The organism is Motilibacter rhizosphaerae (assembly GCF_004216915.1).
Taxonomy (GTDB): Bacteria; Actinomycetota; Actinomycetes; order Motilibacterales; family Motilibacteraceae; genus Motilibacter; species Motilibacter rhizosphaerae.
The window spans coordinates 79,543-91,235 of sequence record NZ_SGXD01000003.1 but is presented as its reverse complement, the minus strand read 5'-3'; the positions used below and the strand labels follow the sequence as shown (position 1 = coordinate 91,235).

Below are 11,693 nucleotides of genomic sequence, written 5' to 3'. Positions count from 1 at the left end.
CCGGCGGGTGAACGCCGCGGCCCTCGGCCCCCCGCAGTCAGGTTGCAGTCAGGTCGCCGTCTGCTCAGGCCAGCTCGGCCGGAACCTCCTCGTAGCCCACGACCTCCTTGCGGACCTCGCCGGTGCGCACCTCGTCGCGGACGTCGGTCTCGATGACGAGCCGCGCCGTCGCGTACGGGCGGGGGCGCAGGACGACCTCCGGGACCTCCTCGTACAGGGTGTACGCGACCTCGGAGGGTCGTGCGCGGCCCGGCACGACGGGCCCGTCGACGACCGGCTCGACCACGAGCCGCGCGACCTGCTTGCGCACCTCGACCTCGACCGTCCGGACCTCGGTGACGAGCTCGACGACGACCCGCGCGCGCTCGGCGGCGAACGCCTCGACGCCACCGACGAGCCGCTCCTCCGAGCGGACGACCTCGGCGACGGTGGTCCGCATGACGACCGGGGGCTCCTCGGCGCCGAGGCGCAGCGTGGTGCCCTCCAGCACGGCGCCGGCCAGCGGGACGGACCGCTCCTCCCCGCCGCTGCGCACGGTCGCCGCGAGCGGCGAGCCGTCGGTGTCGAGATCGAGGGCCGTGACCTGGCCCAGGCGCGTCCCGTCGGCGTCGTACGCGGTGGCGCCCGAGACGTCGGGGACCTGGTCGGGACGGATCACGGCGTACCTCCTGCAGTGCTGGCCGGGGGTCGGCCGGGTGTCGGCTGCCCGACACCTACCCCCGCGACCGCCCACCCCACGCCCCGCAGGGCGCCTCAGCGCAGCGCGACGGCCGACTGGCGCACGACGAGCTGCGTGGCGAGCTCGACGTGGTGGGACTCCGGGCGCTCGCCCGCCGCGAGGCGCAGCGCCGTCCGCAGCGCGACCGAGCCCATCTCGCTGAGCGGCTGGCGGACCGTGGTGAGCGGCGGCGAGCCGAGGCCCGCGACCTGCACGTCGTCGAAGCCGACGACGCTGAGGTCGTCGGGCACCCGCAGCCCGCGGGTGCGCGCCGCCTCGATCACGCCGAGCGCGACCTCGTCGGAGCCCGCGAAGACCGCGGTCGGCGGCGTCGGCAGGGAGAGCAGGTGCTCGGCGCCGGCGACGCCGTCCTCCCAGTGGAACTGCCCGGTGCGGACGTAGTCGCGCGGCACGTCGACGCCGTGGGCCTCCAGCGCCCCGCGGTAGCCCGCCATCCGGGCCTGGTTGCAGGCCGCTGCGACCGGCCCGCCGACGTAGCCGATCCGCCGGTGGCCGAGGTCGAGCAGGTGCTGGGTCGCGGCCATGCCGCCGGCGAAGTTGGTCGAGCCGACGCTCGTCAGCTGCGCCTGCGGCGCGTTGAGCGGGTCGATGACGACGAGCGGCACCCGGGCCCGGGAGAGCAGGTTGAGCTCCATCACCATGAACTCGCTGCTCACCCCGATCGCGGCCCGGCGCCCTGAGGCCGCGATCCGCCTCGCCCAGGCGCCGGAGCGGTCGGGCTTGGTGCGCGTCGTCACGACGACGTCGACGTCGAGCTCCGCGGCGCAGTCGAGCACGCCCTGCAGCACCTCGGTGGAGTACGACCCCAGTCGTCCGCCGAAGAAGATCTCGATGGCCGCGCCGCCGCTCGACTCCGCGCGGCGCGGCTCGTAGTCGTGCTCCTTGAGCAGGTCCTGGACGCGCGCGCGGGTGGAGGGCGAGACGTCGCTGCGCCCGTTCACCACCTTGGAGACGGTCGCGACGGACACGCCGGCCGACTGGGCGACCTTCGCGAGCGTCGCGCGGCTTCCTGCGGCGCGCACCGGACCTCCTCTAGCCTGCGGGTGTCGTGGGGACGGGTCGGAGGGTCACCGGCGTGTCGAGCCGCCGGTCGTGCCCGACGACCCGCGTCGGTCCGGTGACGCGCACCGTACCCGAGCAGGGCAGGTGCGCGGCCGACGTCCCGACGAGCAGCTCGACCTCGCCCGGCTCGACGATGCGGCGCAGGTCCGGGCCGGTGTAGGCGAACCGGTCGGCGTGCACGCGGAACTCGACCTCGGCGCTGGCGCCGGGCTCGAGCGTGACGCGGGCGAAGCCCGTGAGCAGCCGCACGGGACGGGCGACCTGGGCGACCGGGTCGGAGGCGTAGAGCTGGACGACCTCGTCGCCGGCGCGGCTGCCGGTGTTGGCGACCCGGACGGTCACCGTGACCTCCCCGTCGCTCGCCAGCTGCTCGCTGGACAGCGCCAGGTCCGCGACCTCGAACGAGGTGTAGGACGCGCCGAAGCCGAAGGGGAACAGCGGGCGCGCGTCGAGGTTGCTGATGCCCTCGCTCTCCGGGCCGCCCAGCGGCGGCTGGAGGTACGTGCTCGGCTGCCCGCCGACCGTGCGCGGCACCTGCACCGGCAGCTTGCCGCCGGGGTTGGTGCGCCCGGACAGCACGCCCGCGAGGGCGCCGCCGCCCTCCTCGCCCGGCATGAACGCCTGGACCAGCCCGGCCGCGCGCGGCGCGACGTCGCCGAGGGCGTACGGACGGCCGGAGACGACGACGACGACCACGGGCGTCCCGGTCTCGAGCAGCGCGTCGAGCAGGTCGGCCTGCACGCCCGGCAGGCGCAGGTCGTCGGCGTCGCAGCCCTCGCCGGAGGTGCCGTGGCCGAAGAGCCCCGCCAGGTCGCCGACGTACGCGACGGCGAGGTCCGCCCCGCGCGCGGCCTCGACGGCCTCGGCGATGCCGGAGCGGTCGGTGCCCGTGACGGCGCAGCCCGCGGCGTGCACGACCTCGACGCCGGGGAGCTCGTCGCGCAGCGCGGCGAGCGCGGTCGTCACCTCGAGCCCCAGGCCGAGCTCGGGGTGGCGGGGGAGCACGTGGTTGGGGAACGCGTAGCAGCCCATGAACGTGCGCGGGTCGTCGGCGCAGGGCCCGACGACGGCGACGCGGGACAGCGCCGGACGGCCCTCGCCGAGCAGCGGCAGCGCGCTGCCCGCGTCGAGCAGCACGACCGAGCGCTCGGCCAGCTCGCGGGCGATCGCGCGGTTCTCGGCGGAGTCGAGGTCGCGGGCGGCGTCGGCCACCGAGCCCTCGGGGGTCCAGTCCGCGTCGAGCAGCCCGAGCTCGGCCTTCTGCAGCAGGACGCGGCGGACGGCGCGGTCCACCAGCTCCTCCGGCACCTCGCCCTTGCGCACGAGCGCGACCAGGCCCTCGCCGAAGCCGAGGGTGTCGGGGAGCTCGACGTCGATGCCGGCGGTGAGGGCGAGCGCCCCCGCCGCGTCGTAGTCCGCCGCGACCCGGTGCATGGTCGCGAGGAACGGCACCGCCCAGTAGTCCGAGACGACCGTCCCGGTGAAGCCCCAGTCCTCGCGCAGGACCTGCGTCAGCAGCCACGGGTCGGCGCCCGCGGGCACGCCGTCGACGTCGGAGTAGGAGTTCATCACCGAGCGCGCCCCGCCGAGCGCGACCGCCGCCTCGAAGGTCGGGAGGATGACGTCGAGCAGCTCGCGCCGGCCCATCGAGACGGGCCCGTGGTTGCGGGCGGCGCGCGAGGCCGAGTAGCCGGCGAAGTGCTTGAGCGTGGCGATGACGCCCGCGCTCTGCAGGCCCCGGACGTAGGCCGCGCCCAGCTGCGCCACGAGGTACGGGTCCTCGCCGATCGTCTCCTCGACCCGGCCCCAGCGGTAGTCGCGGACGACGTCGAGCACGGGGGAGAGGCCCTGGTGGACGCCGACCGCGGCCATGTCGCGGCCGATCGCCGCGGCCATGCGCTCGACGAGACCGGGGTCGAACGTCGCGCCCCAGGCGATGGCGGCCGGGTAGACCGTCGCGCCGTACGTCGTGAAGCCGGTGAGGCACTCCTCGTGGACGAGGGCGGGCACGCCGAGCCGGGAGCCCTCGAGGACCACGCGGTGCTGCCGGACGAGCTCGGCCACGCCCTCGGCCACGCTGAGCGGGTTGCTGCCGTAGACGCGGGTCAGCTGCCCGAGCCCGTGCCGGCTGGCCTCGTCGAGGGGGATCGTGCCCGACTTCGCGAACACGTCCTGCATGGGGGCGACGTTGATCGTCTCGGCGTCCTCCGCGCCGTCACCGGGGGCGTGCTCCTCCTGCATGTCGTTGCCCACCCAGCGGCTGCCGAGCTGCGCCACGCGCTCCTCGAGCGTCATCTCGGCGAGCAGCAGCTCGACGCGCTCCGCGGCGGACCGGGACGGGTCCTGCCAGGGGCGCGGGGCCGCCGTCGCCGACGTCGCCGTCTCGGGTGGCACGGACGTCATGCGGGGTCCTTCCTCCGGTGCGTGAAGTAATCGCTCTCTCGAAACTTTTCGATGCACTGCCGAGACCCCGTCGTGACCAGATCGAGACCATGTCGGGAAGGGCGTTCTCGCTGCGCAGCAGTCCTTCGAGCGGCTCTCACTGTGAACTCCCTGGACGATCTGTGCAAGCCTCTTGACACGCGATGTTTCGAAACCTACGTTGCGTCTGCGGTTCCCGCCCGCACCATCCGCCTGAGGGGACACAGGCGGCGGGGGCAGCGCTGGTCAGGTCGCTCCCCGGCCAGCCGGCGGCACCGCGCGAAGCTCGACCCATCCCGCCGCGGCCTGGCCACGGCCCTCTCGAGTACGGAGATCACCGTGGATCCCACGACGTCCCGTCGGACATTCCTCCGCATCGCCGCCGGTGGCGCCGCTGCTGCCGGCCTGGCGGCATGCGGGAGCTCCGGCCCCAAGTCCTCGACCGGCAGCACGGGCAGCGGCGCGTCCGCGGCCCCCGCCGGCAGCTCCGCGGCCGGTGCCAGCACCGGCGCCAGCGCCGCCGCCGGTGGCGGCAGCGTCACGGGCAACGCCAGCTACTGGTTCCTCAACGGCCAGCCGCAGCAGGGCGTGCGCGAGAACCAGGTCAAGCGGTTCAACTCCAGCCACAAGGGCGCCTCGCTCAAGTCGACGGAGTTCCAGAACGACGCGTACAAGCAGAAGATCAAGACCGCGATCGGCGCCGGCCAGGCCCCGACCCTCATCTGGGGCTGGGGCGGCGGTGGCCTCAAGAGCTACGTCGACGCCAACCAGGTCGTCGACCTCACCGACTGGGTCAACGGCCCGGCCGCCTCGCTGAAGAGCAAGATCTTCCCGTCGGCCTTCGGTGCCGCCACGGTCAACAACAAGGTCTACGCGCTCCCGGTCGAGACCGTCACGCCGATCATCTTCTACTACAACAAGAACGCGTTCGAGAAGATCGGCGCCCAGCCCCCGCAGTCCTGGGGCGACGTCATGGACCTCGTGCCCAAGTTCAACGCCAAGGGCATCGCGCCGTTCTCGCTGGGCGGCCAGTCCCGCTGGACCAACATGATGTGGCTCGAGTTCCTCCTCGACCGCGTCGGTGGCAGCGAGGTCTTCCTCAACGTCTTCAACGGGCAGAAGGGCGCCTGGTCCGACCCGTCGGTCGAGAAGATGCTGACGATGGTGCAGGACCTGGTGAAGCAGAAGGGCTTCATCAAGGGCTTCTCGTCGATCACCGCCGACTCCAACGCCGACCTCGCCGTGTTCTACAGCGGCAAGGCCGCGATGATGGTCCACGGCGCGTGGACCTACGGCACGATGAAGTCGCAGGGCGGCAACTTCGTGAAGAGCGGTGCCCTCGGCTACATGAACTTCCCGCCGGTCGACGGCGGCAAGGGCGACCCGAGCGACACGACCGGCAACCCCGGCCAGTACCTCTCGATCAGCTCGAAGTCCTCCGCCGAGGAGCAGGCCGTCGCCAAGCAGTTCCTCCTGGACAACACGCTCGACGACGCGTCGATCAAGGACTGGGTGGGCACCGGCGCGGTCCCGGTCGTCCAGGGCACCCGCGACCAGCTCGCGGCGCAGCCGGACAAGATGGACTCCGACTGGCTGACCTTCAACTACGACATCGCCAGCAAGGCGAAGGTCTTCCAGCAGTCGTGGGACCAGGCCCTGCCCCCCACGCAGGCCGAGGTGCTCCTCGACAACATCGCGAAGCTGTTCCAGCTGCAGGTCACCCCGCAGCAGTGGATCAGCAACATGAACGCGGTCATCGGCAAGTGACCACGGCCGCTCCGCCCGCTGCGCGGGCCACGACACACCGGACCGCTTCGCGCAGCGGGCGGAGCGGGTCTGTCTCCTGGATGGCGATCCCGGCGCTGGTGTTCTTCATCGCGTTCGGGGTCGTCCCCCTGGTCGGGGTGCTCGCCCTCAGCTTCGCCCGCTGGGACGGCATCGGCGCCATCCACCCCGCCGGCTTCGACTCGTGGCACGCGGTGCTCACCGATCCCGGTCTGCCGCACGCCCTCTGGGTGACCTTCGAGGTCATGTTCTTCTCCTGGGCGGTCCAGACGCCGGCCTCGATCCTCATCGGCGTCTTCCTCTCCGGGCACCAGCGCTACCGCGAGTTCCTGGCGGTGCTGTACTTCGTGCCGCTGCTGCTCTCGTCGGCCGCGCTCGCCGTGACCTACAAGGCCCTGCTGGACCCCAACTTCGGCCTCGGCCCGGGGCTCCACTTCGGTCTGCTCACGCGCGACTGGCTCGGCTCCGGCGGGCTTGCGATGGGCGTCATCATCTTCGTGGTGTCCTGGCAGTTCATCCCGTTCCACGCGCTCATCTACCAAGGCGGCGTGCGGCAGATCCCGGCGTCGATGTACGAAGCGGCCTCGCTCGACGGCGCCGGGCGCGTGCGGCAGTTCTTCTCCATCACGCTGCCGCAGCTGAAGTACACCGTCATCACGTCGTCGACGCTGATGGTGGTCGGGTCGCTGACGTTCTTCGACCTCATCTACGTCCTGACCGCCGGCGGCCCCGGCGACTCCACCCGCGTGCTCGCGCTCGACATGTACCAGCAGGGCTTCCAGGCCAACCTCATGGGCCCCGCCAGCGCGATCGCCGTCATCATCGTCCTCGTGGGCCTCGTCCTCGCGCTGGTGCTGCGCCGGCTCGGCGGCCGGGGTGTCGAGAGCCAGCTGGAAGGGGCCTGACATGGCGACGACGCTGACCACCGGCAGCGACCAGGTCACCGGACGCGGCCCCCGCGCCAGCCGCAAGGGCAAGGCCAAGGGCAGCGAGCGGCCCAACTGGCTCGGCGCGCTCATCGCCTGGGTCTGGCTCGCGATCGTCATCATCCCGATCTACTGGATCGTGGTGACGAGCTTCAAGCTGCAGGCCAACTACTTCGGCAGCAACCCGCTCAAGCCGCCGACGTCGCTGGACTGGACCAACTACAAGCTGGTCCTGGACAACGACTTCGTGCAGTACTTCGTCAACTCGGTGCTCGTCACGGCGGGGACGCTCATCCCGGCCGTGCTGATCTCCTTCATGGCGGCGTACGCGATCGTCCGCGGTGAGGGCGTCTTCCTCCGCGGGACCAACTCGCTGTTCCTCATGGGGCTCGCGATCCCGCTGCAGGCGACGATCATCCCCGTCTACCTCATCATCATCAGGCTGCACCTGTACGACACCCTGCTGGCGATGATCCTGCCGTCGATCGCGTTCGCGATCCCGCTCTCGGTGCTCGTCCTGTCGAACTTCATCCGGGACGTGCCCAAGGAGCTCTTCGAGTCGATGCGCGTCGACGGCGCGACCGAGTGGGGCATGCTCTGGCGCCTCGCGTTCCCGCTGACCCGCCCGGCGCTCGTCACGGTCGCGATCTACAACGGGCTGCAGGTGTGGAACGGCTTCCTGCTGCCCCTCATCATGACGACGAGCCCGAGCAAGCGCACGCTGCCGCTCGCGATCTGGACCTTCCAGGGCCAGTACGGCGTCAACGTCCCCGCGATCGCCGCGTCGGTCTGCCTGACGACGCTGCCGATCCTCGCGCTCTACATCGTCGGCCGCCGCCAGCTGCTCAGCGGCCTCACCGCGGGCTTCAGCAAGTAGCGCCCGCCTGATCGGGGGTGCTGAGGGGCCGGGCGACTCGTCGCCCGGCCCCTCAGCCGTCCCCGCGGGTCCTCGGCCGAGGGTGCCAGCGCGCCCATGGTGCTCAGGCGCTCAGGCGCTCAGGCGGGGCGGACGAGCGCGAGCCGCGGCCCGTCCGGCACGCCCGCGACCGCCGAGGCGCCCGCCAGCAGACCGGGGGCGGGGCGCTCGCCCCGCGGCGCCAGCAGGACGTACGCGTCGGGCAGCAGCGTGAAGGCCTCGTCCAGCGAGCAGATGAGCAGCTCGACCTGCGGGTGCGCTGCGTGCTCGCGCCACGCGGCCGCGAGGAGCCCCTCCGCCGGGTCGCCGGGGAGCAGGCGCACCCCGTGCCGGCGCGCCCACCCGCGCACGGACGGGTGGCCCAGGAGCGGGCCCGCGGCGTACGCCACGTCCACCCGGCCGGCACCGGCGACGAGGTCGGGTAGCCAGCCCGGGCCGACGGCGCTGAGGTCGAGCAGCAGCACCCGGCGGAGCGGGGCCGTCGGCACCGGACGCCCGACGAGCGCGTCGAGGTAGCCCGTGGTGGCGGCGTCGAGCAGGGCGGCGCGCCGAGCCGCCGGGAGCCCGGGCGAGGACGTGCTGCCGGTCGGGGTGGTGCCCGGGGAGGTCGCGTCGGTCATGGGGCGGAGCATGCCGCACCCCACTGACAGTGCCCCTCCCAGCAGTGCCCCTCCCGGCGCGCGGTGGTAGGGATGCTGCATGACGCCCTCCCCGTCCGCCAGCCAGTCCGCCAGCGGGACCGTCAGCGCCGACCGCCCGTGGGACGACCCGGCCCTGGTCTCCCGCGGACGCCTGCCGATGTCCGCGCTGCGCCACCGGGCGACCGATGTCGGCATGGAGCGGCTGGAGCTCGACGGCACCTGGGCGTTCGAGCTGTTCGCGACCCCCGAGGCGGCGTTTGCCCTGCCGCACGACGTCTCGCCGGCGAGCGAGCTCCAGGTGCCCGGTGCCTGGACCCTGCAGGACTTCGACGACGTCCGCTCGGTCGACGCCCGCCCGCACTACACCAACGTCCAGATGCCCTGGCCGGACCTGCCGCCGCACCCGCCCGCCGCGAACCCGACCGGCGTGCACCAGCGGACCTTCGTCGTGCCCGACGAGTGGGAGGGCCGCCGCATCGTCCTGCACGTCGGCGCCGCGGAGTCCGTCCTCGTCGCCTCGGTCAACGGCGTCGAGGTGGGCGTCAGCAAGGACTCGCACCTCGCCGCGGAGTTCGACGTCACCGCGCTCGTCCGCCCCGGTGAGCCCGGGGTCGTCCGGCTCACGGTCGTGACGTGGTCGGACGCGACCTTCATCGAGGACCAGGACCAGTGGTGGCACGGCGGCATCACCCGCTCGGTCGCGCTCTACTCGACGCCCCTGGTCCACCTCGCCGACGTCCGCACGACGGCCGGCGCCGACGGCCGGCTGCACGTGCACACCGAGGTCGAGGCCGCGGGCGGGGTGCCGGCCGGCTGGTCCGTACGCGCCGAGCTGTCGGGCGCCGACGTCCCGCTGCTCGAACTGCAGGGCAGCGTGCCGCCGTCACGGCCCGTCGACAGCGGCCCGCCCGACGAGGCGGCGCTGCCTCCGGGCATCGACGTGCGGTCTCCGCGCGCGCGGTGGGTGCTCTCCCTCGCGGCGGCGGGCGTCCTCGACGACAGCGAGCAGGGCCGGCAGGACCGGGCGCTCGCCGACGCGGTCCAGCAGGTGCGCGCGCCGCTGGGCATGGGGCGCGTGGCCCTCGAAGGCGTCGTGCCCGGCGTGCTGCCGTGGACGCCGGAGACGCCGCACCTCCACGAGCTCCTCGTGAGCCTGGTGGACCCGGCGGGGGAGGTGGTCGAGACGACGAGCATCCGCGTCGGCTTCCGCACGGTCGAGGTCGTCGGCAACGACCTGCTGCTCAACGGCGTGCGTCCGATGGTCCGCGGCATCAACCGCCACGACTTCCACCCGCTCAGCGGCCGCACCCTGGGCGCGGACGACCTGCGCGCGGACCTGCTGGTGCTCAAGCGGTTCGGCTTCAACGCGGTCCGCACTTCGCACTACCCCAACGACCCCGCGCTGCTCGACCTCGCCGACGAGCTCGGCTTCATGGTGGTCGACGAGGCGGACATCGAGTGCCACGCCTACCTCCACCACCTCGCCTCGGACCCGCGCTACCTCGGCGCCTTCGTCGACCGCGTCTCCCGGATGGTCCGCCGTGACGTCAACCACGCCAGCGTCATCGTCTGGTCGCTGGGCAACGAGAGCGGCTACGGCGAGAACCACGACGCGGCAGCCGGGTTCGTCCGCCGCTACGACCCGAGCCGGCCGCTCCACTACGAAGGCGCGATCCGCTTCGACTGGACGAGCGACCAGACGGCCAGCGACCTGACGTGCCCGATGTACCCGAGCGTCGAGTCGATCGTGCGGCACGCGCAGTCCGGGCTGCAGCGCCACCCGGTGGTCCTCTGCGAGTACTCCCATGCCATGGGCAACTCCAACGGCACGCTGGCGGACTACTGGCACGCCTTCGAGACCGTGCCCGGGCTGCAGGGCGGCTTCATCTGGGAGATGTGGGACCACGGGATCCTGCAGCGGCTCGACGACCTGCGCCCGGCCGGCCTCGGAGGGCCTGCGGCGTCGGGGGGAGTGGCTCCGGCCGGCCACCGCTGGGCCTACGGCGGCGACTTCGGCGACGAGCCCAATGACGGCAACTTCGTGGCTGACGGCATGCTCTTCCCGGACCGTACGCCGAAGCCCGCGATGCTCGAGCACCGCCAGCTCTCCGCACCGATCCGCGCGCGGCTCGTCGACGGTGCTGTGCGCATCGAGAACTGGCTGCACTGGAAGGACTCCTCGGAGTTCGCGTACTCCTGGCGGCTCGTGACGCCGTCCGAGTCGACCGCGCTTCCCGCTGTCGTCCCCGTGCTCGGTCCGGGGGAGTCGGCCACCGTCGCGCTACCGGCGGTCGCCCTCCCTGACGACGGGTCCGCCGCCGAGCTGGTCCTCGAGGTGACGTACGCCGTGGCTCGCCCGTGGGCCGCCGTCGGTGACCCGGTGTGCTTCGCCCGGCTGCCGCTGCGGGCGGAGACGCGCCCGCTGCTCGAGCGGGTCGGCGTGGGCCCTGCGGGACCGGTGGAGCTGGACGCCGAGGGGCTCCTGGTCCACCCCGTGCTCGCCGCGGGTCCGGTGCTCACGCTGTGGCGCGCGCCGACCGACAACGACCGCATCGGCGGCATGGCGGGAGCCTGGGCCGCAGCGGGCCTCGACCGGCTGGAGCGACGGCTCGTGGGCATCGAGCACGACGGGCCGCGCTCGACAGTCACGGCCGACTACAGCGCGGCGGATGTCCTGGTGCGCTCCACCCAGGTCCTCACCGGGCTCGCGGGCGGCGCGGTGCTCGTCGAGGAGTCGGTCGACGTCCCGGCGTCGCTCGAGGACCTGCCGCGCGTCGGGTCCGTGCTGCGGCTGCGGGAGGTGCCGGACGAGCTGACCTGGTCCGGCCCCCGCAGCGAGACCTACCCCGACCGCAGCGCCGCGGCCGAGCCCGGCACGTGGACGGCGCCGGTGGGGGACTGGCACACGCCGTACCTCCGCCCGCAGGAGAACGGCGGGCGCCACGGCGTACGGTCCATCGCCTTCGGCGACCTGCTCGCGCTCGAGCTCGACGAGCCGCGGCAGGTCAGCGTGTCCCCGTGGAGCGCGGCCGAACTGGCTGCGGCGACCCACCCGCAGGAGCTGCCCGCGACCGAGGGGCTCGTCGTGACGCTCGACGCGGCGCACCGCGGGCTCGGCACGGCGAGCTGCGGGCCGGACACGCTGGCCGAGCACCTGGTGGGGCCGGGGACCTACCGGTGGTCCTACGTCGTGCGCTGAGCCC

The 11,693-nt window shown here is 73.2% G+C and carries 8 protein-coding genes; 4 read left to right on the top strand and 4 right to left on the bottom strand.

Annotated elements, in window-relative coordinates:
* Positions 1 to 64 precede the first annotated feature (64 nt).
* The 3 genes from EV189_RS11200 to EV189_RS11190 form a co-directional block, all read right to left on the bottom strand.
* The gene (locus EV189_RS11200) at positions 65 to 658 is read right to left on the bottom strand and encodes a PRC-barrel domain-containing protein (RefSeq protein ID WP_130493072.1); all 594 of its coding nucleotides are present in this window, start codon (positions 656 to 658) and stop codon (positions 65 to 67) included.
* A 95-nt stretch (positions 659 to 753) separates the two neighbouring features.
* Positions 754 to 1,761: a LacI family DNA-binding transcriptional regulator gene (locus EV189_RS11195; protein WP_130493071.1), complete on the bottom strand. Its 1,008-nt coding sequence runs from the start codon at positions 1,759 to 1,761 to the stop codon at positions 754 to 756.
* Between the two features lie 10 nt (positions 1,762 to 1,771).
* A complete protein-coding gene (locus EV189_RS11190; protein ID WP_130493070.1) occupies positions 1,772 to 4,204 on the bottom strand; it encodes a glycoside hydrolase family 3 N-terminal domain-containing protein in 2,433 nt (810 codons plus the stop codon).
* A 357-nt stretch (positions 4,205 to 4,561) separates the two neighbouring features.
* Here EV189_RS11190 and EV189_RS11185 point away from each other — a divergent pair, with 357 nt between their 5' ends.
* The 3 genes from EV189_RS11185 (at position 4,562) to EV189_RS11175 (ending at position 7,810) form a co-directional block, all read left to right on the top strand.
* Positions 4,562 to 5,989, top strand: coding sequence for an extracellular solute-binding protein (locus EV189_RS11185; RefSeq protein WP_231116289.1), 1,428 nt, complete (start codon positions 4,562 to 4,564; stop codon positions 5,987 to 5,989).
* Between the two features lie 80 nt (positions 5,990 to 6,069).
* A complete protein-coding gene (locus EV189_RS11180) occupies positions 6,070 to 6,912 on the top strand; it encodes a carbohydrate ABC transporter permease (RefSeq protein WP_130493068.1) in 843 nt (280 codons plus the stop codon).
* Position 6,913: 1 nt separating this feature from the next.
* Positions 6,914 to 7,810: a carbohydrate ABC transporter permease gene (locus EV189_RS11175; RefSeq protein WP_130493067.1), complete on the top strand. Its 897-nt coding sequence runs from the start codon at positions 6,914 to 6,916 to the stop codon at positions 7,808 to 7,810.
* A 119-nt stretch (positions 7,811 to 7,929) separates the two neighbouring features.
* Here EV189_RS11175 and EV189_RS11170 read toward each other — a convergent pair whose 3' ends face one another.
* Positions 7,930 to 8,469 carry a hypothetical protein gene (locus EV189_RS11170; RefSeq protein ID WP_130493066.1) on the bottom strand — a complete coding sequence of 180 codons (540 nt, stop codon included), beginning with the start codon at positions 8,467 to 8,469 and terminating at the stop codon, positions 7,930 to 7,932.
* Between the two features lie 79 nt (positions 8,470 to 8,548).
* On the opposite strand from EV189_RS11170, the gene EV189_RS11165 reads away from it, so the two are divergent.
* Complete coding sequence (locus EV189_RS11165) at positions 8,549 to 11,689, top strand: glycoside hydrolase family 2 TIM barrel-domain containing protein (protein ID WP_130493065.1); 3,141 nt, start codon at positions 8,549 to 8,551, stop codon at positions 11,687 to 11,689.
* Positions 11,690 to 11,693: the final 4 nt, after the last annotated feature.